Source organism: Vibrio penaeicida (genome assembly GCF_002933855.1).
Taxonomy (GTDB): Bacteria; Pseudomonadota; Gammaproteobacteria; order Enterobacterales; family Vibrionaceae; genus Vibrio; species Vibrio penaeicida_A.
In genome coordinates this window covers 1-690 of the sequence record NZ_BFAQ01000061.1, presented here as the reverse complement: position 1 = coordinate 690, position 690 = coordinate 1, and the positions used below count along the sequence as shown (strand labels likewise).

Genomic DNA, 690 nt, shown 5'->3' with positions numbered 1-690 from the left:
GCGTTGTCTGCGGTTTAAGCTGGCGTTATATCCATGGAGGCTTTCGATGATAAAAACGACACGGCTAGAGTTGAGAAAGTTCACTCGGCAAGATCGAATTGAAACAATAAGGCTTCTTCAAAATGCGGATTTTATGGCTTTTTCTCCGACTGGTGCTATGACATCTGAGCAAGCAGAATCGCGGTTTGAAGAATTGGTTAGCGCATTTCCAAATAAAGGTATTGGTAAATTTTGTGTTGTCGAGCGTTTGAGTGGAGAGCTTATTGGATACTGTGGAATCGAGTCATTTGATTACAAAAGCGAAACTGTCATAGAGCTTGGATATCGACTGAAGCTTTCCGCAAGAGGTAAAGGGTATGCACAAGAGGCGAGTGATGCCGTTTTATCCTTTGCTAAGCAGCAGGGTTATACAAAAGTCCTTGCTCTGACAGAGCCAGAAAATGCACCTTCTCAGCATATTCTTCGTAAGTTTGGGTTTAAAGCATGCGGTGAAGGGGTTTATCAAAAGACGCCTGTTAGGTATTTTGAGAAATGGATATAACAAAAGCTTCAAACCGACAAACAACGCGTGGCATTTTTGGTTTGCGGTGATTTTAGTGTTTAAGGCGCAATGCAGCGGCTTGTTTTGTGCGTTGTCTGCGGTTTAAGCTGGCGTTATGTGCTAGGAGGGAAATTTGGACAAAATCTTTA

General features: G+C 42.8%; 1 protein-coding gene. It reads left to right on the top strand.

Annotation, left to right across the window (positions count from 1 at the left end; genetic code table 11):
- Positions 1 to 46: 46 nt before the first annotated feature.
- Entirely contained in the window at positions 47 to 541 is a 495-nt protein-coding gene (locus tag VPNCDNU1_RS27410; RefSeq protein WP_104403319.1) for a GNAT family N-acetyltransferase, read from the top strand.
- Positions 542 to 690 lie beyond the last annotated feature (149 nt).

Bases quoted from the DNA above. Each gene is read 5' to 3' on its own strand.
- VPNCDNU1_RS27410 (WP_104403319.1), top strand. From the start codon at position 47: ATGATAAAAACGACACGGCTAGAGTTGAGAAAGTTCACTCGGCAAGAT.